The organism is Amycolatopsis albidoflavus, assembly GCF_039525725.1.
Taxonomy (GTDB): domain Bacteria; phylum Actinomycetota; class Actinomycetes; order Mycobacteriales; family Pseudonocardiaceae; genus Amycolatopsis; species Amycolatopsis albidoflava.
This window is the reverse complement of record NZ_BAAAHV010000023.1, coordinates 90,446-115,385: the sequence shown is the minus strand read 5'-3', so window position 1 is coordinate 115,385 and position 24,940 is coordinate 90,446. Positions and strand designations below refer to the sequence as shown.

The window sequence follows — 24,940 nt, the reverse complement described above, 5'->3', positions numbered from 1 at the left end:
CGTCGGATTAGCCAATCCGATTGCCTTCCCGCCGGGTTCGGCAAGCGGCCGGGACCGCGTGGAACTGTTGTCTTATCAGCATCCGGCCGGTTCTTTTCGCGGGCTTCGCAGCTCTCCGACCTCGGGAAACGCTGTCTTCCCGCTGCCGCGCCACCCCCTGCGGTACAGCGAATTCTCAGGTCTCCGCACGCCTGCCCCGCCGGGCAACCCGGCAGCCGCGACAGCTCCGCGCCCCGCTGGCTCCCCCGCCCGCCAACCCCGAGCCGCCGCACCCCAACCGGGTCCTGAAACCCCAGCCCCGCAACACCTCAGTCGCCCCCGCCTCCTCCTCGCAACTCCCCCGCGAAACCCTTCCCGCCACACCGTTTCACCCGATCAAGCCCCGCCAGCCCCCGAAAACGCGGCAGGGCCCCGACCTCACCCGAGGTCGGGGCCCTGCCGCGAAGCAACGAATACCGAGGCTACTTCTTCTTGGCCGCCGAAGTCCGCTTCGCCGGGGCCTTCTTGGCCGCGGCCGTGGTCTTCGCCGCCGCGGTGGTCTTCGCGGCCGGCTTGGCGGCTGCCTTCGCCCGCGTGGTGGTGGCCTTAGGGGCCGCCTTCGCGCGCGTCGTGGTCGACTTCGCGGCCGTCGCGCGCGTCGTCGTCTTGGCGGCGGCGGCCTTGGCGGGAGCCTTGGCCGCGGTGGCGCGGGTGCGCGTGGCAGCGGGCTTCGCCGCCGTGGCACGGGTGCTGCGCGTGGCGGTCGTCGACGCGGCACGGGTGGTGGTGGCGCGCGCGGTGGTGCCGGTGGCGCGCTTCGCCGCCGTGGCCTTCGGCAGCTTCTTCGAACCGGAAATGACGTCCTTGAACGTGGTGCCCGCGCGGAACGCCGGAACGTTCGTCTTCTTCACTCGCACGGTTTCGCCGGTGCGCGGGTTCCGCGCGGTGCGGGCGGCCCGAGCGCGCTTCTCGAACACCCCGAAGCCGGTGATGTTCACCTTTTCGCCCTTGTTGACCGTCCGGATGATGATGTCGACGAGACCGTCGACGGCCTCCGAAGCAACCTTTTTGTCGCCCAGACGCTCCGACAGCGCCTCGATCAGCTGGGCCTTGTTGGCCATTCCAGTCCCTCCAAGAAGAACTCTTCGTCCACGGCCAGGTCGGCCGACTAACGCACACGGTATTACCAAGACAGCACAAATTCCAAACGGCACGCGAAATTTTCCCTTGCGGCGGGAACGGTTCCGCCCTCCCGAAGGACCCGATTCCGGTCTTGGGAGGTGCCGTTTGGCGCGGGCGAAGAGCGGGTCCGCCGGGGCCGGATTCCCTTTCTGAGCAGGGAATCCAGCCCGGCGGAGCGGATCAGGAGGTGGCGGCGGGAAGCGTCGCGGGCTTCCAGGAAGGCCGCTGGGACTCGAAGGCGTCGATGTCCCCCGCGTGGCGCAGAGTCAGGGCGATGTCGTCGAGCCCTTCGAGCAGCCGCCAGCGGACGTAGTCGTCGATCTGGAACGGCGCGGTGAAGTCCTTGGCCCGCACGGTCTTGGCTTCGAGGTCCACCGACACCTCGGTGCCGGGCTCGTTCTCCAGCAGCTTCCAGAGCAGTTCGACATCCGACTGCTCGCACTGCGCGGCGACGAGGCCGCCCTTGCCGGAGTTGCCGCGGAAGATGTCGGCGAAGCGCGACGAGATGACGACCCGGAAGCCGTAGTCCATCAACGCCCACACGGCGTGCTCGCGCGACGAACCGGTGCCGAAGTCCGGTCCCGCGACGAGCACGGACCCGCCGGAGAACGGTTCCTGGTTGAGGATGAAGTCGTCCTGGGCGCGCCAGGCGGCGAACAGCCCGTCCTCGAATCCGGTGCGGGTCACGCGCTTGAGGTAGACGGCCGGGATGATCTGGTCAGTGTCCACGTTGGACCTGCGCAGCGGGACCCCGATCCCGGTGTGCTGGGTGAACGGTTCCATGGTGGGAGCTCCTCTCGGGGAAGTCAGGCGGGCAGGTCGGCGGGCGAGGACAGCGTCCCGCGCACGGCGGTGGCGGCGGCCACGAGCGGCGAGACGAGGTGCGTGCGCCCGCCCTTGCCCTGCCGTCCCTCGAAGTTGCGGTTGGAGGTGGACGCGCTGCGCTCGCCGGGGGCGAGCTGGTCCGGGTTCATCCCGAGACACATGGAGCAGCCCGCCTGCCGCCATTCGGCTCCCGCCTCGGAGAAGATCTTGTCCAGGCCTTCCTCCTCGGCGGTCTTGCGCACCCGCATCGAACCGGGCACCACGAGCATCCGGACCGAATCGGCCACCTTCCGCCCGCGCAGCACCTCCGCCGCGGCGCGCAGGTCCTCGATCCGGCCGTTGGTGCAGGAGCCGAGGAAGACCGTGTCCACCGCGATCTCGCGCAGCGGGGTGCCCGGCTCCAGATCCATATAGGACAGCGCCTTCTCGGCGGCGAAGCGCGCGTTCTCGTCGGCGATCGCGGCCGGGTCCGGCACCGAATCGCCCAGCGGCAGGCCTTGTCCGGGGTTGGTGCCCCACGTCACGAACGGCGTCAGCTGGTCCGCGTCGAGGTGGACCTCGGCGTCGAATTCCGCGCCCTCGTCGGTGCGCAGCTCGCGCCAGTTCGCGACGGCGGCGTCCCAGTCCTCGCCCTTCGGCGCGTGCGGACGGCCCTGCAGGTAGGCGAAGGTCGTTTCGTCCGGCGCGATCATGCCGGCGCGCGCGCCCGCCTCGATCGACATGTTGCAGATGGTCATCCGGGCTTCCATCGACAGCTCTTCGATGGCCTTGCCGCGGTACTCCAGCACGTAGCCCTGACCGCCGCCGGTGCCGATTTTGGCGATCACCGCGAGGATCACGTCCTTCGCGGTGACGCCCGGCTGCAGCGAGCCGTCGACGTTGATCGCCATCGTCTTGAACGGCCGCAGCGGCAGCGTCTGAGTGGCGAGCACGTGCTCGACCTCGGAAGTGCCGATGCCGAACGCCATCGCGCCGAACGCGCCGTGCGTCGAGGTGTGACTGTCGCCGCACACCACCGTGGTGCCGGGCTGGGTCAGCCCGAGCTGCGGCCCGATCACGTGCACGATGCCCTGTTCGGCGTCGCCCATCGGGTGCAGCCGGACACCGAACTCCTTGCAGTTGCGGCGAAGCGTGTCGACCTGGGTGCGGGACACCGGGTCGGCGATCGGGAGGTCGATGTCCACCGTGGGGACGTTGTGGTCCTCGGTGGCGATGGTGAGGTCGGGGCGGCGCACCGGCCGCCCGGCCAGCCGCAGTCCGTCGAACGCCTGCGGGCTGGTCACTTCGTGCACCAGGTGGAGGTCGATGTAGAGCAGATCCGGTTCGGCGCCTTCGCCTCGGCGCACGAGGTGGCTGTCCCACACCTTCTCCGCCAGCGTACGAGCCTTGCCGGTGGGGCTGGTCATCTCCGGCTCCTTCCTCGGGATCGGCCGGGAGCACGGAACCCGGACGGTGCCGGTGAGGAGGGGGCAGCCGCGGCTGTCCGCGGCTCCGGGTTTCGTTTTTCCCAGATTCTGGACTTCCCACAGTGCGGGAAGATAGTATCGCGTCGTGGGACAGCATAGCGGTATCGGAGTACTGGACAAAGCCGTGGCCGTGCTGCAGGCGGTCGCCGAGGACCCGTGCGGGCTGGCGGAACTCTGCACGCGCACCGGGCTTCCTCGCGCGACCGCGCACCGGCTCGCGGTCGGGCTCGAAGTGCATCGCCTGTTGCGGCGAGGGCCGGACGGGCGCTGGCGGCCGGGCACGGCGCTCGCCGAACTCGCGGGCGGGTCGACCGACCCGTTGCTCGACGCGGCGAGTTCGGTGCTGCCGAAGCTTCGCGACATCACCGGCGAAAGCGTTCAGCTTTACCGGCGCGACGGAGTGCAGCGCGTGTGCGTTTCGACCGCGGAACCGCCGAGCGGTTTGCGCGACACGGTTCCGATCGGTTCGCGCCTGCCGATGACGGCCGGCTCGGGCGCGAAGGTCCTTGCCGCGTGGTCGGATCCGCACACGCAGCGGACCATCCTCGCCGACGCGGTTTACGGCGAACGCACTCTGCTCGAAGTGCGCCGCCGCGGCTGGGCGCAAAGCGTCGCCGAACGCGAGCCGGGCGTCGCGAGCGTTTCGGCCCCCGTGCGCGATTCCTCCGGCACCGTCGTGGCGGCGGTGTCGGTCTCCGGGCCGATCGAACGCATAGGGCGCAAGCCCGGCGCCCGGTGGGCGGCCGACCTCCTCGCCGCCGCCGACGCGCTTCAGGAACGCCTCTGACGCCCCGCTCCCACCGCGCCCAACCTCAGGCCGCCTCTCCGCCGTCCCGGCGGGAGGCGGCCTTTTTTCGCACCGCAATCCGCACCCGACGCGGCGAACGCACTCCGCACCGCGACCGTCTCCCACGCGCCGCCGAACGCGGTGTCGCGAACGTTTCCGCTCCCCGTGCGCGATTCCCCCGGCGCACTCCTCGCCGCAATCATGGTCTCCGGCCGATCAAACGCACCGGCCGCAAACCAGGCGCCCGACCTCCTCGCCGCCGACGCGGTCCAGCAACGCCTCCGCCGCCCCGGCCTCACCACAACCCCGGCGGGAGGCGGCCCTTTCGCACAAACGATCCTCACCCGACACGGCGAACCCGCTCCGCCCGAAGCACGCCACCGCCGTCCCCCGCGACGCCGCCGAACCCGGCACCGCGCACGTTTCCGCCCCCGGCACGCGATTCCCCGGCACACCCGCCGCCGCCGTTAGCCGCCAGCCCGATCGAACCCATCCGCCGCAAACCCGGCGCGCGATCGGCGGCCGCCCGCTGCCCGCCGGCCCGCTCCGCGAAGCCCCAACGCCCCGCTCCCGTCACGCCCCGACCCCGGTCCGCGTCTCCGCCACGCCCGTGGGGGGCAGTCTTTTTCGCGCGGTTTTCGATCGTCCTCAGTAGACCGTCCGGCCGCTTCGCGGGTCGTCCGAGCGGCCGCGCGCGACTCCGCCGTCGCAGCTCAAGAAAAGACAAAACCGCAGGACAGCGGGTGTCTACATGCGACTTTGCCGACGCCGCAAGCACTCTCGCGGGTCTTCCGGCCAGTGAAAGAATCCGGACCCGCGAGCCTCGCGAGGGTCGCCAGTAACCCGGACGCGGCAACGAAAAAGGCAGGTCCCGATTGGACTTGCGAAGTCTATGGGTGATAATGACTGCGTTCGGCCTGTATGGCCGTATAAAACAAGTTCTGGTTGGAGGAACTGGAATGGCCAACAAGGCCCAGCTGATCGAAGCTCTGTCGGAGCGCATCGGCGACAAGAAGGCAGCCGCGGAAGCCGTCGACGGTCTCGTCGACATCATCATCCGCACCGTCCACAAGGGCGAAAAGGTCACCATCACCGGCTTCGGTGTCTTCGAGAAGCGCGCGCGTGCCGCCCGCACCGCTCGCAACCCGCGCACCGGCGAAGCCGTGCGGGTCAAGAAGACCAACGTTCCGGCGTTCCGCGCGGGCACCACGTTCAAGGACGTCATCTCCGGCTCGAAGAAGCTGCCGAAGGCGACTGCCGTGAAGCGTGCGACCGCCAGCACCGCGAAGGCGACCGCGACCCGTGCCACGGCGACGACCACCACTCGCGCCAAGGCCGCCGCCGCCAAGCCGGCCGCCACCCGCACCCGCGCCACCGCGGCCAAGGCTCCCGCCAAGGCCACCGCCGCGAAGGCCACCACCACCCGCGCCAAGGCGACCGCCACCAAGGCCACCGCGGCCAAGGCGGCTCCGAAGGCCACCACCACGCGGGCGAAGGCCGCCGCCAAGCCGGCCGCCAAGAAGACCACGGCGACCGCGAAGAAGGCTCCGGCCAAGCGCACCTCGGCCGCGAAGAAGAAGTAACTCCGGCTTTCCGGAAGCAGACGACAAGCCCCGCCCGGCTTCTCCCCGGGCGGGGTTTGTCGCGTCTCTGCCCTTTTTTCCCGCCCTGAAGGCACTCCCGGCAGCCGGGTCGCCGAACCCGGCCGCCCGCACGCGTCACCGCCGCCGGTTTCGAAGCCGCAGAAGAGCGTTGCGACGACCGGTCTCAAGATCCGTTGGCACGCTTGCCCGTCCGGGTCGCGAAGCCGCACTCAGTACCTTGAGCCGGGCCTGAAGCCCCCTCCGCTGTCCCGGCCGCGGGCATTGTCCCCGCCGGACCAGATCCGCGCAGCGCGAAGGAAAACGAGAGAAGCCCGCGGCGTTTTCCCGATCACACCGGCCATCTCGCGCGCGCCTCCAGTCGATCACCTGTTCCCCCAAGCAACTGCGAACGTCCGCTCGGGGCGGCCTCCGGGGTTTCCTTGCTGTGCTTGGTTCGCCACCAAGCGTGGCCGTCGGGTGTCCGCGATCACCCAGGCCACGCAAGGTCCACAACAGACTTTCGGGTTGTTATGCGAACGTGACAACCACACGCTGTGGCAACCCGTAATCCAGTCGGGCGAACGGGCGAATCCGGACTGGTTTCGCCAGCGCACACCGTCTTTTCCCCGCTGCCGCGGCGGTGTCTCGCCGGCGGGCGCGCCGCGCCGGCGAAAGTGGGTGCCGGGCCACGAAAACCGGCCGTCGTCGGTGAACCGGTCGCGCGATCGGCTCCGATCAGTGTTGGTCTATGCAATCATGTCGCCCGGCAAAGGACCCCGAATGCGAGAACATGAGACGACTGTGCCGATAGTTCGTGTGGAGAAGCTGTACAAAGTGTTCGGCCGCCGGGCGGAAGAGGCGGTCGGCAAGCTGGAGAACGGCGCCGATCGCGCCGAATTGGAGCTGCCCGGCGTGACCGCGGCGGTGATCGACGCCTCCTTCACCGTGGAGCGCGGCGAGATTTTCGTGGTGATGGGACTGTCCGGTTCGGGCAAGTCGACCCTGCTGCGCACGCTGAACGGATTGCTCCCGGCCACTTCGGGCCGGGTTCTGGTGGACGACATCGACCTCACCGACAAGTCCGCCTCGGAGGTGCGCGAACTGCGCCAGCGGCGGATGAGCATGGTGTTCCAGCACTTCGCGCTGTTCCCGCACCGCACGGTGGCGGAGAACGTCGCCTACGGGCTGAGCGTGCAGAACGCGCCCCGCGAGCGGCAGCGCGAACGCACCGCCGAAGCGCTCGAGATGGTCGGGCTCACCGGATGGGAGGACCGGTTGCCCGGTCAGCTGTCCGGCGGGATGCGCCAGCGCGTCGGCCTCGCCCGCGCGCTGGCCGCGGACACCGAGATCCTGCTGATGGACGAGGCGTTCAGCGCGCTGGACCCGTTGATCCGCAAGGAGATGCAGGACCAGCTCCTGATCCTGCAGCGGCAGCTGGGCAAGACGATCGTGTTCATCACGCACGACCTCAACGAGGCGATGCGCCTCGGCGACCGGATCGCGATGATGCGCGACGGCCGGATCGTGCAGGTGTCGACCGCGCAGGAAATGCTCACCGAACCGGCCGACGACTACGTCGCGAAGTTCGTGCGCGACGTCGACCGCAGCCGGGTGCTCACCGCGGCCGCGGTGATGCGGCCCGCGGAAATCTCGTTCACCCCGGCGACAACGCCCGCCGAAGCGCTGGAAACGATGCGCCGGAACGAACTCGCCGGCGTGCTGGTGACCGAGGACGGCAAGTTCGCCGGCGCGGTCGACCGGCGCGCGGTGAGCGAAGCCGCGGACCAGGGCACGGAAACGATCGCCGGAATCGTCGACCGTTCCGCCGCGCGCACCGCTCCGGAAACGCAGATGGCCGACCTGTTCGGCCACGCCGCGTCCGCGCCCGCGCCGCTCGCGGTCGTCGACGCCGAGGGCGCGCTGCTCGGCATGGTGACCCGCGAGGCGCTGCTGAACGCGCTGGGCGCAGGAGAAAACGACGACCAGGAGGTGAACGCCCGTGTCTGACAACGTCCTCGTCGGCGACCTGCCGCAGATTCCCGTCGGCACCTGGTTCAAGGCGATCATCGACTGGCTGCAGGGCAACATCGGCCCGTTCTTCGATTTCGTCGACAAAATCGTCAACGGCGCGGTCACCGGGCTCGCCTCGGGGCTGACCTGGCTTCCGTGGCCGGTGCTGGTCGTGGTGTTCGCCGGGCTCGGCTGGTGGCTGCGCGGCTGGAAGTTCGGCCTCGGCTCGGCGATCGGGTTCGCGCTCATCGACAGCCTGCGCGAATTCCCGTCCGCGATGCAGACGCTGTCGCAGGTGCTGATTTCCGGCGTGGTCGCGGTGGCGATCGCGGTGCCGGTCGGGATCGCGGCCGCGCGCAACGAAACGGTGAGCCGGATCGTGAAGCCGATCCTGGACTTCATGCAGACGCTGCCCGCGTTCGTCTACCTGATCCCGGTCATTTTCTTCTTCTCGATCGGCCCGGTGCCGGGCGTGGTGGCGACCGTCGTGTTCTCGCTGCCGCCGGGCGTGCGGCTGACCGAACTCGGCATCCGCCAGGTCGACCCGGAAATGGTCGAGGCGGGCGAGGCGTTCGGCTCGCCGCCGCGGCGGATCCTGCGGGAGATCCAGATCCCGCTCGCGATGCCGTCGATCATGGCGGGCATCAACCAGATCATCATGCTGTCGCTGTCCATGGTCGTGATCTCCGGCATGGTCGGCGCGCCCGGGCTCGGCGCCGAGGTGTACGCGGCGGTCACGAGCCTGAAGCTGGACCTGGGTTTCAACGCCGGTCTCGGCGTCGTCGTGCTGGCCATCTACCTCGACCGGCTCACTTCCTCGCTGGGGGCGCGCTCCGCGGTGGGCCGCGCCCTTCGCCGGGCCGACGCGGCCTGATCCACCTCCACCGCAACGAGAAAGGACGAACGAGTGCGCACTTCGAAACGGCTCAGCCGGATCTTCGCCGTGGGCGCCGCCGTGACGGCCCTGGTCGGCCTCACCGCGGCGTGCGGCGGCCGGGAGTCCCAGTCGGGCAACAGCCAGGAAGCCAAGAGCGTCACCATCGGCTACATCAACTGGGACGAGGACGTCGCCCTCACCAACCTGTACCAGGCGGTGCTGGAGGAAAAGGGCTACAAGGTCAAGACGCAGATGCTCGACGTCGGCCCGATCTACGCGGGCCTCGCGAAGGGCGACGTCGACCTGTTCCTCGACTCGTGGCTGCCCGCGACGCACAAGCAGTACTGGGACCAGTACAAGGACAAGCTCGAAGACCTCGGCGTCTGGTACGACAACGCGACCCTCAACCTCGCGGTGCCGGACTACGTGAACGACGTCAACAGCATCGCCGACCTCAAGGACAAGGCGAGCATGTTCGGCGGCAAGATCACCGGCATCGAGGCGAGCGCGGGCGAGACCGGCATCGTGCAGAAGGACGCGATCCCGCAGTACGGCCTCGACGGCGCGATGACCCTGCAGAACTCGTCGACCACCGCGATGCTGGCCGCGCTCGACAGCTCGATCAAGGCGAAGAAGCCGATCGTCGTGACGCTGTGGCACCCGCACTGGGCGTACTCGCGCTACCAGCTCAAGGATCTCAAGGACCCGAAGGGCGCCATGGGCAAGGGCGAGCAGATCCACGCACTGGGCCGCAAGGGCTTCGACAAGGACTTCCCGGCGCTCGCCGGCGTGGCCAAGAAGCTGAAGATGTCGGACGAGGACCTCGGTTCGCTCGAGGACGCGATCCAGAAGGCCCCGAAGGGCCAGGAAAAGACCGCCGCCAAGCAGTGGGCGGATCAGCACAAGCAGTTCGTGGACCAGGCTTTCGCCGGTCTCTGAGCCGGCTCTGGACGACCCCGCCTCCCGTTCTCCGGGACGGCGGGGTCGTTTCTTTTTCAACCGCGCGGGGCAGTTGATGAGGCCCGATTCCCCCTGATTCGTTGCCCAGCCCCGTTATCGAGCGGAATCCGCCGCGCGATACGGCACACTGGTCGCATGTCTCGCGCGCCGATTCCTGCCCGCACCGACGTACCCGACGACGTCGACGCGGTCACCGAAGCCGTGCTCACCGCTTCCCGCCTGCTCGTCGCCGTGTCCGCGCGGTCCATCGCGTCGGCGGGCGATCTCATCACGGTGCCGCAATTCCGGCTGCTGGTGGTGCTGCATTCCCGCGGCCCGCTGAAACAGGCCGCGCTCGCCGAGCATCTCGGCGTCACGCCTTCCACCGCGAGCCGGATGATCGACCGCCTGGTCGCGGTCGCGCTGGTCGCCAGGCTGGGCAATCCGTCGTCCCGGCGCGAGGTCGTCATCGAACTCACCCAGGAGGGCGACCGGATCGTCCGCGTCGTCACTCATCGACGACGTCGCGAAATCGCCGCCATCGTGGAAAAAATGCCCGACTCGGCCCGCCGCGGCCTGGTCGACGCCCTGACCGCCTTCGCCGAAGCCGGCGGCGAACCCCCGGCCGGAAACCCAGCCGACGCCGTCTGGGTCTAGATTTCCGCCGCCACCGCGCGAATCCCGTCGGCCACCTCTTTCGCCGACGGCGCCTCCTCCGGGTCGAGCAGCCACTGCACCATCAGCCCGATCACCAACGCGCTCTGCACCGCCCCGCCGACTCCTTGGCGAGCCTCCCGCAGCCCCTGCACGAGATGCTCGCGCACCTCCGGCGACCGCTCTGCCTGCACGAGCGCCTCAAGCTGCGCGACCCACAACGCCCGATCCTCGCCGAAGCTACCGATCATCCGCTTCAGCCCCTGCTCGGACAGGTCGAAAGACGAATCCGCGACTTCCCCGCCGAGCTCGTCGACCGCCGCCACAAGCGCCTGCGTCAGCAACGCGTCCCGCGACCCGAAGTGATACCCGATCGCCGCGTGACTGACCCCCGCCGCGGCCGCGATGTCGCGCACCGTCGTGTTGCCCCAGCCCCGCTCGATCAAGCACCGCTTCGCCCCGGCCAGCAGATCCTCGCGATTACCCATGAGAGCACCCTATCTTGCCCACCTGGTTTATCCAAATGGTTTGACCAAATGGATAAGACCGCGCTACGTTTCTGCCATGACCTCCTCGAACGTCCTCATCTCCGGCGCCGGCGTAGCTGGCACGACCCTCGCCGAGTTCCTCACCCGCGCCGGCCACCGAGTGACCCTCGTCGAACGCGCCCCCGCCCTCCGGCACACCGGCTACGCCGTGGATTTCCGCGGCGCCGCCTTCGATGTCCTGTCCGAGCTGGGCATCCTCGATGCAGTCCGCCGCCACGACACCAAAATGACCGGAACCACCATCGTCGACCGCGACGGCGCGCAGGTAGACCAGCTCCCCGCCGAGGCTTTCGCCGGTGAACTTGAGGTCCCGAAACACGTCCTGAACGAGCTGCTGTACGCCTTGACTGTCGATCATGTCGAGTACCGCTTCGGCACCTCGATCACGTCGCTGGCGCAAACTGAGACCGGCGTAACCGCCGAACTGACCGATGGCTCTGTGGAGACCTACGATCTGGTCTTCGGCGCCGACGGCGTGTACTCGAAAGTCCGCCAACTGGCCTTCGCCCCGCACTCCGCGGCCCTGCGACACCTAGGCCTCTCCGGTGCGGGCTTCACCATGCCCAACTTCCTGGGCCTGGACCACAACGGACTCCTCCGTGCGGTAGATGGCATCGCGGTCTACCTGTTCAACTCAGGGGATCCGGATCGCCTGACCGTGAGCCTTTCCTTCGGAACCCCTTCCGGAGCCCTGGACCGCCTCCCCCGAGCCGACCAGGAAGCCGCGACGCGCACCGCTTTCGCCGGTGACACCTGGCACACCCCGTTGTTGCTGGAAGCGATGTCGGAGGCTTCGGACTTCTACTTCAGCTCGAACGCACAGGTGCATTTGGACAACTGGTCAACGGGCCGAATCGCCCTGCTGGGAGACGCCGGATACTGCGCCGCGCCCGCCGCAGGCATGGGCACATCCCAAGCCCTGCTCGGCGCCCGCTCACTGGCCCGCCACTTGACGGCCGCGGATCACCCCGAGGCTTTCGCCCGGTACGAGGCCGAACTCCGCCCCTATGTCACCGAAAACCAGGCCAACGGCCGCTCCACAGCCGCAATGTTCGGCGGCGAGGGCTGACCTTTCCTATGCACGGCCGGTGGTTTCTTTGACCGCTTCCTTTGCGGGTTTCTTTCGCCGCTTCATTTGCGCCCGCCGTCCTCCGGCAGTCGCTGGCCCGCAACTCTCGGCTTTTGCTGGCCCACAGCCCTTTTCGCCCGCAGTTCCCCTCAACGCGCTGGCCGCAGTACGCCGTCTTGCAGCTTCCGCACGGCCCACTCAACGTCCACCCGGCAGTTCCCGATCACCCCGCCCGCCACCGTTCCTCTCCAGTGGCTCCCCTCGCCCCGCTGGCCGCAGTACCCTGCCCGCAGCTCCCGCCCCCTGCACGGGTGCAACATCCTCATCCCCCAGCTCTCCCCCGTGCTGGCACGCAATCCCGACTTCCCCGAGCTCGTCACGCAGTTCCCGCTCATTGCGCTTGCCCTCAGCCCCTCATGGGCAGCGCGCCTTTGCCAGCCCACCGCTGCAAGCACTTTCACCCGCCGACGGCACCGAAGCCCTGTCTGCCCGTCCGCAGCTCCAGCACCGTTGCCCATCCGCGGCGCCCAAGGTCTGTCTGGCCAGCCCACAGCTGCAGGCACCTTCGCCCGCCCGCAGTGCCCAAGCCCTATCTGCCGGCCCGCATTTCCATCACCTTCGCCCACCAACGGCACCCAAGCTCTGCCTGCCAGCCCGCAATTCCAACACCTTCACCCACCCACGGCACCCAAGCCCTGCCTGCCAGCCCGCAATTCCAACACCCTCGCCCACCGGCGGCACCCAAGCCCTATCTGCCAGCCCGCAGTTCCAACACCCTCGCCCACCCGCAGCGCCCAAGCCCTGTCCGCCCGCCCGCAGTTACCAACACCCGCCCACGGCACCCAAGCCTTGCCTGTCAGCCCACAGTTCCCTCAGCCCGCCGACGGCCACCGACCCCACACACCCAGGTCCACTCCCCCGCAGCCTGCACACCACTCGCACCCAACAACCCGCGTCACGCACCGCAACCCGCGCCGCACTCGGCTCAAATCCCCACCAGCCCCGCCCACCCCACGAGCCCCGGGCTTTCCCCTAAACGCAACAAAGCCCGGTTGATCACATGATCAACCGGACTGGTTGTACCCCCGATGGGATTCGAACCCACGCTACCGGCGTGAGAGGCCGGCGTCCTAGGCCGCTAGACGACGGGGGCTTAGGAACTTCCCCGTTTCCGGGGCTTTTCTTGCGAGAGAGAACTTACCAGAAGCGATTTCGCACTTCCGAGAGGGGGTCCTCTCTGCAGCTGGGGTACCAGGACTCGAACCTAGACTAACTGGACCAGAACCAGTCGTGCTGCCAATTACACCATACCCCAGTGAGGTACTTTCCCGGTTGCCCAGGTCAGTGCCGCACGAGAAGAAATACTAGAACATCCCGCCGCTGACCGTCGCAGCGGGGGTCCCCGCCGCGCGCGGAGCGGGGACGCCGACCGTCGCGTACTCCGAAACCAGCAGCTCAGGCAGCTCGTCGAGGCCCGTCACCGTGCGTACTCCCTCCGGCGCGCGCTCGCCAGTGCGACTGGTCCCGTCGCGATCGAGCCAGACCGCGCCGAGCCCGGCGTCGAACGCGCCGATCGCGTCGGTGTCGAGCTTGTCCCCGACGTGCACCGTGCGCTCCGGCGGGCAGTCCAGCGCCAAGCACACCGAGTGGAACATCACCGGATCGGGTTTCGCGACCCCGACCTCCCCCGCAATCGCGACATGGTCGAAAAACGGCGCGAGCCCGAGTTCCGCGATTTTCTGCCGCTGATGAACCCCTGAGGCGTTCGTCACGGCCGCGAGTCGCAGCCCCGCGGCGCGCAACCATTCAAGGCAGGGAACAACATCATCGAATAGCCGCCAGGACCGCGCCAAAATCTCCCGCCGGCGCGCCTCGAACGCGCTCACTTGCGCGGAGTCCCCGAAGATCCCCAACTCGGCGAGGAAACATTCGGTGCGCCGGTGATGCATCACGTCGTAGCCGAGCTTCCCGGCGACAACGAGCGCGACATGCTCCTCGGTGATCAAGTCCCACAACGGCCAGAGGTCGTCGCGCCCCGTGAGCGCGTGCAGCGTACGGCGGATCGCGGCGGTGCAATCGATCAACGTGTCGTCGATGTCGAGGCAAACCAGACTCAGCTCAGGAGGCGCCCACGGTTCGCGACCGGCAGCGGCCGGCGGGGCAGTACGAGCACGCGACAGAGCGGCCGGGGCGAAATCCACCCCGTGAGGCTAGGGCACTCGCCGCGTTCGCAACGCGGCCAAAAAGGTGATTACCCCGGTGCTGTTGCCGCTGACCGGCTCTACTGCCGGTGCACAAAGTGTCCGCCCGGTGACGTTCACCACCACCCCAAGGGGCCGAGCGGGTGAAAGACGCTTACTCCATGCTCCCCGAGAACTGACAAATTCCGAACGATCTCCTCAACCGCTCACACCCGCCCCCGGCCGTGCTCCCGCCCGAAAACCCTGTCACCCCAACCGTTTCCCACCACTGAGCGCACCCTTCTGGACACCGCCACCCCCAAAGCGACGCCAACCACGCATAAGTTCCGCCGCCGAACTAACCGCCCGAAATCTTTTCCCGGAAAATATCGGTACTCCGCTCTTTCCGATCCGGACTCTCCCGAGATCCACATACGCGAACCACACACCATTACGCAAACTCCCCACATTCCGGCCCCTCGCGCGGCAACATCAACTCCTCCGCGAACACCGACCAGTCGCACTTGCCGCCTCCGCGACCCCGCCCCTCGACAGCACCCCTCGACGGCACCACTTCTCCAACTCCCACGGCCCCTTCTCCAACTCGCACTTCACGACTTCGCCGCCCGCACGCCACCAACCGCCCTCGCCCACCGCGCCCGACCGCCGCAACCACCTCCGGCTCCGCACCCGCAGCCGCCACCCTTGGGACACCACGCACCAGCCCGCCCCTTGCCGGCTTCGCCGCCCCGACCACGGCACCCACGCGCATCTCCCAGCCCTCCGCGGCCACGAACACACCCCATCGGCCGACTTGACGCAACGTCCGCCCCGGGTGCATCCTCAAGTTATTCAACAGATGATGAATAAGAGGGGAGCTGGGGAAGATGACCGAACACACGGGGTGCGTCATCGTCGGCGGCGGACCGGCCGGCATGGTCGCGGGCTTGCTCCTGGCCCGAGCGGGCGTCGAAGTCACAGTGCTGGAGAAGCACGCGGATTTCCTCCGCGATTTCCGCGGCGACACCGTCCATCCGTCCTCCCTCGCGCTCCTGGACGAACTGGGCCTCGGCGAAAAGTTCGAAGCTCTGCCCCACACCAAAGTGACCACCGTCGGACTCCCGACCCCCGACGGCGACCCGCTGACCCTCGCCGACATGTCGCTGCTGAAGGTCCCCCGGCCGTACGTCGCGATGGTCCCCCAATGGGATTTCCTCGACCTGCTCGCCGAGACAGCGCAGAAGGAACCGACCTTCACCCTGCGCCTGGAAACCGAAATGACCGGCCTCCTCCGCTCCGGCCGCCGAGTCACCGGCGTCCGCTACCGCACCGCCGACGGCGCCGAAGGCGAACTGACGGCCAACCTGGTAATCGCCGCCGACGGCCGCTGGTCATTGGCCCGCCGCTCAGCCGGCCTCACCCCGCGGGAGTACTTCACCCCGTTCGACGCCTGGTGGTTCCGCCTTTCCCGCAAGGCCGAAGAGCGGGAAGCCACGTTGATGCCGAGGATGAGCAAGCGCCACTTCGCAGTGCCGTTGCCGCGCAAGGGCTACTACCAGGTCGCCTACCTCGCGCCGAAGGGCAAAGACCTGAACGAGGCAGGCATCGAAAGCTTCCGCCGCGACGTCGCCGAGGTCTGCCCGGAATTCGCTGACCGGGTGCACGAGCTGAAGTCCATGGACGACGTCAAGTTCCTCAACGTCCGCCTCGACCGCCTCAACCGCTGGCACGTCGACGGCCTGCTCTGCATCGGCGACGCCGCTCACGCGATGTCACCGATAGGCGGCGTCGGAATCAACCTGGCGGTGCAAGACGCCGTCGCCGCCGCGAGGCTACTGGCCGACCCGCTCCTGCGAGGCAAGCCGACCGAAAAGGATCTCGCCGCTGTCCGGAGCCGTCGCCTCCTCCCGACCGTCGCCGTCCAGGGCATGCAACGCCTTCTCCACCGCCGCGTGATGGGCCCCGTAATGACCGGCCGCGCCGACGGACCCCCGCCGCAATTGATCGCGCTGCTCAAGCGCTTCCCGAAACTCGCCCGAGTCCCGGCATTCCTCATCGGCGTAGGCATCCGCCGGGAATCCGCACCAGCCTTCGCCCGCCGCCCGGCAGAACCGGCACGCCGCTAGCCCAACCACCGATTCGCCACCAAACGGCAACGCCTCTTGCCCGCCGACATGCCACCCGCCACCCACCGGCAAGCACCAGCCGGTGGGCCAGGCCATGGCCAAACAACGGCAACTCGTCTCGCCACCACGCGGCAACAACGACACCGCCTACCCGGCCCAGCCGCCCTCGCCATCAAACGGCAACCGCGGGTCACGCATTCAGCAGCTGACCTCCCTAGCCGCTGAACGGCAAAAGCTCCCACCGCTCGGCAACCAAGCGCCGCACAGATCTGTCGCCACTCAACGGCAACGGCACCCGCTGCTTCGCCGACGCGAGCACCAACTCACCTCACGCCACTCAACGGCAACAGCGCCCGCTGCCTCGCCGACGCGAGCACCAACTCACCTCACGCCACTCAACGGCAACAGCGCCCGCTGCCTCGCCGACGCGAGCACCAACTCACCTCACGCCACTCAACGGCAACAGCGCCCGCTGCCTCGCCAACGCGAGCACCAACTCACCTCACGCCACTCAACGACGACAGCCCCAATCGCTCACCAACCGGAGCGCCACCGCCATTCGCCACTCAGCGGCAACGGCACCGTCTCCCCGCCAACCCCGGCATCAGCCACCCGCCTCGCCGCTGAGAGGCAAGCGCCGGAGCCACCGCCCCGCCCCCCAGCGGCCAGAAAACCAGCCCCGACCAGGGATTCGCCGCTAAACGGCAACACCCGAAACCACCCGTTGAACCCTGTCGCCGAAAAACGGCGACAGCCAGCTCAGAGGTCCTGCACCGGGTTCGTCAGAGTCCCGAGTCCGTCGATCGTGATGGACACCGACTGCCCGTCGACGATCGGGCCGACTCCCTCCGGCGTGCCGGTGAGGATCACGTCGCCGGGCAGGAGCGTCATCACCCGCGACACGAACTCCACCAACTCGGGCACCTTGTGCACGAGATCCGAAGTCCGGCCGTCCTGCTTCAGCTCTCCGTCGACCTCGCTGCGGAGCGCCAGGTCGGACGGGTCGATCGACGTGTCGATCCACGGACCGAGCGGGCAGAAGGTGTCGAACCCCTTCGCGCGGCCCCACTGGCCGTCGGACTTCTGCAGGTCGCGCGCGCTCACGTCGTTCGCGACCGTGTAGCCGAGGATCGCACTGGCCGCGCGGGCCGCGGGCACGTTCTTGACCGGCTGTCCGATGACGACCGCGAGTTCGCCCTCGAAGTCGACGCGGCCGACGTCCGACGGACGCCGGATCGGAGCGTTCGGCCCGACCACCGTCGTGGACGGCTTGATGAACAGCATCGGCGCGGACGGCACCTCGTTGCCAAGCTCCGCCGCGTGCTTCGCGTAGTTCCGGCCGACGGCGATCACCTTCGACGGCAGGATCGGCGCGAGCAGCCGGACGTCGGCGAGCGGCCAGCGCTTGCCGGTGAAGTTCGGCTGGCCGAACGGATGTTCCGCGATCTCCAGGACCTGGGCATCGTCGCCGTCCCCCTCGATCGAAGCGAACGCGACACCACTGGGATGAGCAATACGAGCTAGACGCACCGCACCAGTCTACGTATACCCACCGACTGTCGCGCACCCCGAGCATGCGCGACAGTCCCCTTCGCGTGAGGGGCACCTCTCACCGGCTAACCGGCCGTGACCGCACTGGTGTGAAAGGACCCTTCGCTCCAGCAAGAAACGACCACTCCTCGCGGCACCACCACGAACGGTCGCCAATAGACCCAACTGTGAGCCGCAATACCCACCACACGAAGGACACCAAGTGCGCAAAGGGTCCCAACGAGACCCTCAGGCCGGACTCACCCGCCCACAGCGGCCACCCCCAGCTCAGCCACCGCTTGCTCCCGCCCCGACGCGACCGTCAGGCTCTTGTGCACCAACGCGTCGCACAACGCCAGCCAGCTCGCCTCGACGATGCTGCCGTGCACCCCCACCGTCGTCCATTCGTGTTCGCGGTCACTAGTTTCGAGAAGCACCCGCGTGACAGCGTCCGTACCGGGGTTCGACGGCAGGATCCGCACCTTGTAATCGGCCAGCTCCATGCTGTCCAACCAGGACAGATACGGCGTCAACGCCTGGCGCAGCGCCGCGTCGAGCGCATGCACCGGGCCGTTCCCTTCCGCCGTGGCGATCACCCGCTCCCCCGCGACGTGCACCTTTACCGTCGCCTCGGAAACAACCTCGCCGTCCGGACGGTGGTCCAGCACGACCCGATACGACTCCAGCTCGAACGGCGGCGGATCCGACTTCTCGCCGGAAACCTCCTCGACCTCGCGGCGCAGCAACAACCCCAGCGAGGCGTCGGCCGCCTCGAACGACCAGCCTTCCGATTCGAGCGCCTTCACCTTCCGCACCGCGTTCGTGAGTGCGTCAGGCCGGCCGGCAAGGTCGACCCCGAGTTCACGTCCCTTGAGCTCGAGACTGGCCCTGCCGGCCATCTCCGTGACCAGTACTCGCATGCCGTTGCCGACAGAAGACGGATCGATGTGGTTGTACAACAACGGATCCACCTTGATCGCGCTCGCGTGCAGCCCCGCCTTGTGGGCGAAAGCGGACGACCCGACGTAAGCCTGGTGGGTGTCGGGTGCGAGGTTGGCGATTTCGGCCAAAGCATGGGAGACGCGAGTGAGCTCGGCGGCGCCTCCGGTCGGGAGGACCTCCATTCCGAGCTTGGTCACGAGGTTTCCCGTTACGGCGAACAGGTCGGCGTTGCCTGCCCGTTCGCCGTAGCCGTTCGCGGTGCACTGCACGTGCGTCGCGCCGGCCTGTACCGCGGCGACAGAGTTCGCCACAGCACAGGAAGTGTCATCCTGGCAATGGATTCCGAGCCGGAATCCGGTCTTTTCCTTGATCTTGCCTACAGTTTCAGCAAGCCCTAACGGCAGCTGGCCGCCGTTGGTGTCGCACAGCACGAGAACGTCCGCGCCCGCGTGCGCCGCCGCGTCGAGCACCCGCAGCGAAGTTTCGGGAGAGAAGGCGTAGCCGTCGAAAAAGTGTTCCGCGTCAAGGAAAACTCGACGTCCTTCGCCGACGAGGAACGCGACCGTGTCCCGCACCATCGCGCACGCCTCGTCGACGTCGACTCGCAGCGCCCGCTCGATGTGCCGAAGGTCCGATTTAGCCACCAATGTGATGACCGGAGCCTCCGAATCCAGAAGCGCACGGACCTGCGGGTCTTTGTCGGCCGTCGTTCCCGCCTTGCGCGTGGATCCGAACGCGACGAGCGCAGCGTGCTTGAGCGGCAATTCTCCCTTTGCCGCACGGGAAAAGAACTCCGTGTCCTTCGGCAGCGCACCCGGCCAGCCGCCCTCGATGAACCCGACACCCAGCTCGTCCAACAGCCGCGCAACGGCCAGCTTGTCCGTGACGGAGTAGGTGATTCCCTCGCGCTGAGCACCGTCGCGCAAGGTGGTGTCGTAGAGGTGGAAGGCATCGCCGAGCGGCGTGCCGGCGGGTTCCGTGCGGGTCACGGTGTTCTCCTTGTGGCGGGGCAGAACCTGGTCCAGGCAACAAAAAAACCTCCCGCATGGGTGCGAGAGGTTGCGCGCCGGTAGCTCTTGTGGAGCGTCTATCCGGCGCGCAAGGCAATAATGATGGAGAGGGCGGTCATGTCGGCCATCATGCCACAGCTTCGCCCGGCTTCCAAACGCCGGGCGAAGCTTCCCACCTTCTGAGAGCCGTCAGCCGGGCAGCTTCGCCAGGTAGCGACCGAATTCTTCGACGGCGGCCGCATTTCGCGGCCCCTCCACCAAAGCCGCGTACGGCAGCGCGAAGAAGCGCCCTTCCTTGACCGCCGGGATGTCGCGCAGGCCGGGGCGCGAACGGAGGAAGTTCTCCTTGTCGGCCACGCTGCCGACCTCGCCGCCGTAGTCGTTGATGAGGATGACGTCCGGCGCACGCTGGATCACGGCTTCCCAGCTGACGCTCGTCCAGCTGTCGTTGAGGTCCGCGAAGATGTTGGCACCACCCGATTTGGTGATGATTTCGTCCGGGCCCGCGTTGCGCCCGGAGGTGAATGGCTGGTCACGGCCGTCGTCGTAGAGGAAAACCTTGGGCTTCGGCCGTCCGGCCGGCACCGCGTTCGTGACAGCGGCGACCCGAGCGCGGTACTCTTCGATCAAACGTTCTGCACGATCACTGATTCCGAACATTTTCCCCACATTGCGCACATCTGTGTACAGCGCGTCGAGCGGTCGCATGATGCCTCGCTGCTTGCCATTGCCGTTGCGGCAGGACTCGGTGAGCAAGTAGCTGGAGATGCCCAGCTTCCCCAAGGAATCCGGGGTGAACCCGGTTGCTTCCGAGAAGCCGTAGTTCCAGCCCGCGAACACGAGGTCCGCTCCCGCGCCCTGCACCACCTCGCGGTTGATCTTCTCGGCGAGCTTGGGCACCTTGGCGAAATCGGCTTTCCAGGGCGACGATGCCACCCCGCTGGACTGTCCTTTGTCGACCACGTAGCCGGCCATCCGGTCGCCCAGGCCGAGCGCGAACATCAGCTCGGTGATGCCGATGTCATTCGTCACGACCCGAGAAGGAGGTTTGGACACGGTCAACGACGAACCGCAGTTGGTCACCGTCACGGGAAACCCGGCCGGGGGCGCGCCACCGTCCCCTTCGGACACTTGAGCGCCGCACCCGGTGGCGACGAGGGCGACCGTCACGATCATCGCGACTGTCCTACGCATGACTGTCCTCCTGGGACTCGAGCCGGTCGAACAACAACTGCGGACGCCCCGTAGCGGGATGCGGCACCACATGGCCGCGCACCCCGAACACGTCGGCGAGCAAAGCAGGCGTGAGCACCTCGGCCGGGGTTCCGCTCGCGACGAGGCGGCCGTGGTTCAGCACGTGCACCACGTCGCACATAGCTGCGGCCAGGTTCAAGTCGTGGAGCGCGGCCAGCACGGTCGGCCCGCTGGCACGGGCGAGTGCCAGGACCTCGAGCTGGTGCCGGATGTCGAGATGGTTGGTCGGCTCGTCGAGCACCAGGAGCCGTGGCTGCTGCGCGAGGGCGCGCGCGATCAGCACGCGTTGCCGTTCGCCGCCGGACAAGGTGAGCACGCCGCGGTCGGCCAGGTGCGCCAAGCCGACCTGATCCAGCGCGGCGGCGCACAGCTGATGGTCGGCCGCGCTCATGCGGTCGAGCAGGCCGTGATGCGGCATTCGCCCCATCGCGACCACTTCGGCGACGGTGAAGTCGAACTCCGCGTGCGATTCCTGCGCGACCGCGGCGATCGCGCGTGCCCGCTTTCGGGGTGCCATGCCGTCCACCGGCTGGCCGTCGACAAGGACCGCTCCGGCGGACGGCTTGAGCACTTGGCAGACGGCCCGCAGAGTCGTCGACTTTCCGCTGCCGTTCGGACCGAGCAGTCCGACGAAGTGGCCTTGCCGAGCTTCGAGGGTCACGTCGTCGACCAGCTTGCGACCGGCCGCGGTCACGCTGACGCCATTGAGCGAGAGGTCCATTCACGCACCTCCGAACACGTATGCGCGACGGCGCATCAAGAGCAGAAAGGCCGGTACCCCGACCGCCGCGGTAAGCACCCCGATCGGCAACTCCTCGGGTGCGGCGAGCACCCGCGCCGCGACGTCCACCCACACCAGGAAAACCGCACCGGCGAGCGGCGCGACCGCAAGGACCCGACGATGATCAGCGCCGACGACCAGCCGCACCAGGTGCGGAAGGATCAGCCCGACGAATCCGATCGCTCCGCTCACCGCGACCAAAACCCCAGTCATGGCAGCGCAAACAATGAAGAGGAGGATCCGCAGCTTCCCGACATCGACGCCGAGTGTCGTCGCCGCTTCGTCGCCCATCGCGAGTGCGTTGAGCCGACCCGCCAGTGCCAGCAGCAACAAAACCCCGCCGACCACCACGATCGCGGCGATCGGCAAGGTGCCCCAGTTCGCGCCGGCGAGACTGCCGAGAAGCCAGAACAGCGCCGACCGCGCCGCCTCTCCGTTCGGCGCTTGGAAGACGATCACCGTGGTGATCGCGAAAAACCCGTAGGACAACGTCGTTCCGGTGAGCACCAGACGCAGCGGGGTGAGCCCTTGCCGCGTACGGGCGACGAGATAGACGATCAAAGTCGCGGCGAGCGCTGCCACGAACGCCCCGACCGACAACGCATAGATCCCGAGTGACGCGAAAACTCCGAACAACGTCACCGCTGTCGCCCCGACGGAGGCACCAGAGGAAATCCCCAGCACATACGGCTCGGCGAGCGCGTTGCGCACCATGGCTTGAATCGCGACGCCGACCGTCGACAACCCAGCGCCGACGACCACCGCGAGTAGAACTCGAGGAAGCCGAAGATCCCAGATGATCCGGTACTGCCCGACCTCTTCCGGACTGATCGTCCCGCCGAACAACCCCGCGCGGAGAAAGGCCCACGTGTGCGTGACCGGCACCGCCACCGTCCCGATCCCGACAGCGATGACAATCGACCCGAGCAACACCACGCCGAGCCCGAGAAGCACCGGCGTCAACGGCCGTCGCCGTTGAAGGGCAACTGCCCCGACCTGGGATTCGCCACTCAACGGCGACGCGACCCGCTGGCTGTTGGATTTGCCGGCCCGCGGCGAAACGGTACTTTCACGCGCGGCTTGGTCGTTCAGCGGCGAGATGACGCGAGCGCCGGAACCCGTCGGCCCAGGCCCGACCGAATCGTCGACCCGCGGCTGGTCGATCGACACCTCGCCGCTGCGGTACGCCGCGTTGCCGCGAAATGGCGAATCCTCCCCTGCCGCCGCGCCGTCAGCTCGGCTTAGGTCGGACGCACCGCCATTGCCGCTGGATGGCGAAACGCTTGAACCGCTTTCGCCGTTCAGCGGCGAAACGTCTGCGGCACCGTCACCGCGCGGACCTGAACCGTCCAAGGCACCGTCGCCGCCAGACGGAGAACCATCCGTGCCACCACTGCTTGAACTCGAATCATCCGACGCACCGTCGCCACGAGGCGGCGAAACACTCGACGCACTACCAGCCCGCGAACCGGACCTGGCCGACCAGCCATCACCGCTAGACAGCGAATGGTCCGCGGCATCGCCGTCACGCGAACTCGAACGGGCCGACGCACCGTCGCCGTTCAGCGGCAAAACATCCGGAACGCCGTCGCCGCGAGATGGCGAACGGCCGAAAGCGTCCTCCCCACCACCGGGAGAAGAACCTGAACCATTGGAACCATCCGTCCGAGGACCATCGCCAGACGGAACCGAAACACCCTCGCCGCTCAACGGCGAAAGAGGGTCACCCCCGAAAACCGCCGAAGAATCCCCACCGGCGGCAGGAGGCGAAACCTCACCAGAACCACCGTCGCCACAAACTGGCGAATCCCCAGCCCCTCCAAGCACAGGACCAGGACCAGCTGAACGTTCATCAGACGAAGGCGAAGAAGAAGACACCGGCGACGACCCAATCGAGACATTGGGCCCGCAAAAGACGGCAGCCGCCGGCGGCGGGAGTGTCGTCTCCCGCAGACCACGACGGGAGGGGACGAGGTTCGAGGAACCTCCGCCGGTATCGGGCTCGCCTTCGGCTCCTGAAAAACAGGAGCCGAAGGCCTACCGTTGCGGGTCAGCGCCGGATTTCGACCGGCTTCCGCGGCGGGGTCCGAAAAACTCAGGACGGGGTCTAGCCTGCCTGACGGGCGTTCGACGAGACCAGCGCCGCGAGGCGGTCGCCGATCGCCTGGGTCGCGCCGGGCGACGACTGGTCGCGCGTGGCGAGATCGAAGGCCACCGAAGCCTCGATGCGCCGAGCCGCTTCCTTCTGGCCAAGGTGGTCCAGCAGGAGCGACACCGACAGCACCGCGGCGGTCGGGTCGGCGAGACCCTGGCCGGCGATGTCCGGCGCGCTGCCGTGCACCGGCTCGAACATGCTCGGGTTCCGGCGCGTGATGTCGAGGTTGCCGCTGGCCGCGAGGCCGATGCCACCGGTCACCGCGGCCGCGAGGTCGGTGATGATGTCGCCGAAGAGGTTGTCGGTGACCATCACGTCGAACCGCGACGGGTCGGTGACCAGGTGGATCGTGGCGGCGTCCACGTGCGAGTACGCGACGGTGACGTCCGGGTGCTCCAGCGAAACCTCTTCGACGATCCGCGACCACAATGAACCCGCGTGCTCCAGCACGTTGGTCTTGTGGACGAGCGTGAGGTGCTTGCGCGGACGCTCTTCGGCGCGGTTGAACGCGTCCGCGACCACGCGCCGCACGCCGAAGGCCGTGTTGACGCTGACCTCGGTGGCGATCTCGTGCTCGGTGTCCTTGCGCAGCAGACCGCCGTTGCCCGCGTACGGGCCTTCGGTGCCTTCGCGCACCACGACCATGTCGACGTCCCCGGCGTCGGCCAGCGGGCCGCGCACCCCGGGGTACAGCCGCGCCGGGCGCAGGTTCACGTGGTGGTCGAGTTCGAACCGCAGCCGCAACAGCAGGCCGCGCTCGAGGATTCCGCTGGGCACTGTCGGGTCGCCGACCGCGCCGAGCAGGATCGCGTCGTGCTGGCGCAGTTCGCCCAGCACCGACTCCGGGAGCAGCTCCCCGGTGGCGTGCCACCGCGAGGCGCCGAGGTCGTAGTTCGTGATCTCCGCCGCCGGTGCTACCTCACCGAGCACCTTGAGCGCCTCGGAGACCACCTCGGGCCCGATCCCGTCCCCTGGGATCACCGCGAGCCGCATCCACACACCTCCGTAGCCCAGGCCACCGGGCGCACCGATGGCCCATTCGC

General features: G+C 68.1%; 19 protein-coding genes, 2 tRNA genes and 1 riboswitch. Of the genes, 8 read left to right on the top strand and 13 right to left on the bottom strand.

Going from position 1 to position 24,940, the window contains the following annotated elements; translation table 11 throughout:
• Positions 1-461: 461 nt before the first annotated feature.
• The 3 genes from ABD156_RS37765 to leuC form a co-directional block, all read right to left on the bottom strand.
• A complete protein-coding gene (locus tag ABD156_RS37765; protein ID WP_344285659.1) occupies positions 462-1,100 on the bottom strand; it encodes an HU family DNA-binding protein in 639 nt (212 codons plus the stop codon).
• Positions 1,101-1,341: 241 nt separating this feature from the next.
• Complete coding sequence (leuD, locus tag ABD156_RS37760; RefSeq protein ID WP_344285657.1) at positions 1,342-1,944, bottom strand: 3-isopropylmalate dehydratase small subunit; 603 nt, start codon at positions 1,942-1,944, stop codon at positions 1,342-1,344.
• 23 nt (positions 1,945-1,967) lie between these two features.
• Positions 1,968-3,392, bottom strand: coding sequence for a 3-isopropylmalate dehydratase large subunit (leuC, locus tag ABD156_RS37755; protein ID WP_344285654.1), 1,425 nt, complete (start codon positions 3,390-3,392; stop codon positions 1,968-1,970).
• 145 nt (positions 3,393-3,537) lie between these two features.
• Here leuC and ABD156_RS37750 point away from each other — a divergent pair, with 145 nt between their 5' ends.
• The 6 genes from ABD156_RS37750 (at position 3,538) to ABD156_RS37725 (ending at position 10,305) form a co-directional block, all read left to right on the top strand.
• Positions 3,538-4,239 carry an IclR family transcriptional regulator gene (locus ABD156_RS37750; protein WP_009074079.1) on the top strand — a complete coding sequence of 234 codons (702 nt, stop codon included), beginning with the start codon at positions 3,538-3,540 and terminating at the stop codon, positions 4,237-4,239.
• 959 nt (positions 4,240-5,198) lie between these two features.
• Positions 5,199-5,822: an HU family DNA-binding protein gene (locus ABD156_RS37745; RefSeq protein WP_116206583.1), complete on the top strand. Its 624-nt coding sequence runs from the start codon at positions 5,199-5,201 to the stop codon at positions 5,820-5,822.
• Between the two features lie 780 nt (positions 5,823-6,602).
• Positions 6,603-7,829, top strand: coding sequence for a quaternary amine ABC transporter ATP-binding protein (locus ABD156_RS37740; RefSeq protein ID WP_344285649.1), 1,227 nt, complete (start codon positions 6,603-6,605; stop codon positions 7,827-7,829).
• Positions 7,822-8,706, top strand: a complete 885-nt coding sequence (locus ABD156_RS37735) for an ABC transporter permease (protein ID WP_344285646.1) — start codon at positions 7,822-7,824, stop codon at positions 8,704-8,706. The genes ABD156_RS37740 and ABD156_RS37735 overlap by 8 nt, the downstream gene beginning before the upstream one ends.
• 33 nt (positions 8,707-8,739) lie before the next feature.
• Positions 8,740-9,648 carry a glycine betaine ABC transporter substrate-binding protein gene (locus ABD156_RS37730; protein WP_344285643.1) on the top strand — a complete coding sequence of 303 codons (909 nt, stop codon included), beginning with the start codon at positions 8,740-8,742 and terminating at the stop codon, positions 9,646-9,648.
• A 156-nt stretch (positions 9,649-9,804) separates the two neighbouring features.
• A complete protein-coding gene (locus ABD156_RS37725) occupies positions 9,805-10,305 on the top strand; it encodes a MarR family winged helix-turn-helix transcriptional regulator (RefSeq protein ID WP_344285640.1) in 501 nt (166 codons plus the stop codon).
• On the opposite strand, the gene ABD156_RS37720 is transcribed toward ABD156_RS37725, so the two are convergent.
• A complete protein-coding gene (locus tag ABD156_RS37720; protein WP_344285637.1) occupies positions 10,302-10,790 on the bottom strand; it encodes a TetR family transcriptional regulator in 489 nt (162 codons plus the stop codon). The two genes, ABD156_RS37725 and ABD156_RS37720, sit on opposite strands and share 4 nt — an antisense overlap.
• Positions 10,791-10,866: 76 nt before the next feature.
• On the opposite strand from ABD156_RS37720, the gene ABD156_RS37715 reads away from it, so the two are divergent.
• The gene (locus ABD156_RS37715; protein WP_344285635.1) at positions 10,867-11,919 is read left to right on the top strand and encodes an FAD-dependent monooxygenase; all 1,053 of its coding nucleotides are present in this window, start codon (positions 10,867-10,869) and stop codon (positions 11,917-11,919) included.
• A 1,080-nt stretch (positions 11,920-12,999) separates the two neighbouring features.
• On the opposite strand, the gene ABD156_RS37710 is transcribed toward ABD156_RS37715, so the two are convergent.
• The 3 genes from ABD156_RS37710 to ABD156_RS37700 form a co-directional block, all read right to left on the bottom strand.
• A tRNA-Glu gene (locus tag ABD156_RS37710) sits at positions 13,000-13,072 on the bottom strand.
• 90 nt (positions 13,073-13,162) lie between these two features.
• Positions 13,163-13,234, bottom strand: a tRNA-Gln gene (locus ABD156_RS37705).
• A gap of 49 nt (positions 13,235-13,283) precedes the next feature.
• Complete coding sequence (locus tag ABD156_RS37700; RefSeq protein WP_344285632.1) at positions 13,284-14,120, bottom strand: HAD family hydrolase; 837 nt, start codon at positions 14,118-14,120, stop codon at positions 13,284-13,286.
• An 866-nt stretch (positions 14,121-14,986) separates the two neighbouring features.
• On the opposite strand from ABD156_RS37700, the gene ABD156_RS37695 reads away from it, so the two are divergent.
• Entirely contained in the window at positions 14,987-16,225 is a 1,239-nt protein-coding gene (locus ABD156_RS37695) for an FAD-dependent oxidoreductase (RefSeq protein ID WP_344285629.1), read from the top strand.
• A 759-nt stretch (positions 16,226-16,984) separates the two neighbouring features.
• Here the strand turns inward: ABD156_RS37695 and ABD156_RS37690 are convergent.
• The 6 genes from ABD156_RS37690 to ABD156_RS37665 all read right to left on the bottom strand — a co-directional run bounded on the left by ABD156_RS37690 (position 16,985) and on the right by ABD156_RS37665 (position 24,890).
• The gene (locus ABD156_RS37690; RefSeq protein WP_344285626.1) at positions 16,985-17,755 is read right to left on the bottom strand and encodes a fumarylacetoacetate hydrolase family protein; all 771 of its coding nucleotides are present in this window, start codon (positions 17,753-17,755) and stop codon (positions 16,985-16,987) included.
• 260 nt (positions 17,756-18,015) lie between these two features.
• Positions 18,016-19,686 carry a citramalate synthase gene (gene cimA, locus ABD156_RS37685; RefSeq protein WP_344285623.1) on the bottom strand — a complete coding sequence of 557 codons (1,671 nt, stop codon included), beginning with the start codon at positions 19,684-19,686 and terminating at the stop codon, positions 18,016-18,018.
• Between the two features lie 210 nt (positions 19,687-19,896).
• Entirely contained in the window at positions 19,897-20,901 is a 1,005-nt protein-coding gene (locus tag ABD156_RS37680) for an ABC transporter substrate-binding protein (RefSeq protein WP_344285620.1), read from the bottom strand.
• Positions 20,894-21,682: an ABC transporter ATP-binding protein gene (locus tag ABD156_RS37675; RefSeq protein ID WP_344285617.1), complete on the bottom strand. Its 789-nt coding sequence runs from the start codon at positions 21,680-21,682 to the stop codon at positions 20,894-20,896. The genes ABD156_RS37680 and ABD156_RS37675 overlap by 8 nt, the downstream gene beginning before the upstream one ends.
• A complete protein-coding gene (locus ABD156_RS37670) occupies positions 21,683-22,705 on the bottom strand; it encodes a FecCD family ABC transporter permease (protein ID WP_344285615.1) in 1,023 nt (340 codons plus the stop codon).
• 1,008 nt (positions 22,706-23,713) lie between these two features.
• Positions 23,714-23,863, bottom strand: a riboswitch (cobalamin riboswitch).
• Positions 23,850-24,890 carry a 3-isopropylmalate dehydrogenase gene (locus tag ABD156_RS37665; RefSeq protein WP_037811756.1) on the bottom strand — a complete coding sequence of 347 codons (1,041 nt, stop codon included), beginning with the start codon at positions 24,888-24,890 and terminating at the stop codon, positions 23,850-23,852. Its footprint overlaps the riboswitch before it by 14 nt.
• Positions 24,891-24,940: the final 50 nt, after the last annotated feature.